Below are 252 nucleotides of genomic sequence, written 5' to 3' on the forward strand. Positions count from 1 at the left end.
CGCCGGCTCTGCCAACCGAAGCCGGAATCAACATGCCCAAAATGGACATTGGCACCAACGAGCAGACCGAAGAATGCTCCCTAAACAATCTGTAAATACTGTCTCAAATAGTTTGACACGCTCCGTATCCTCGATCAGGGATGGGGCGAGTTTCGCCGCCAGCTTGGCTATAAGCTTGGGTGGAACGGCGGCATGTTGCTGGCCGTGCCAGCGCAGCACACCAGCCAGACGTGCCCGGCTTGCGGCCACGTC

Annotated in this window: 1 pseudogene; it reads left to right on the forward strand. The window is 57.9% G+C overall.

Features of this window, described 5'->3' with window-relative positions:
• Nucleotides 1-126: 126 nt before the first annotated feature.
• A pseudogene (locus tag F1735_RS35060) lies at nucleotides 127-252 on the forward strand (zinc ribbon domain-containing protein); the annotation flags it as partial.

The organism is Massilia genomosp. 1 (genome assembly GCF_011682185.1).
GTDB lineage: Bacteria > Pseudomonadota > Gammaproteobacteria > Burkholderiales > Burkholderiaceae_D > Telluria_A > Telluria_A rubra.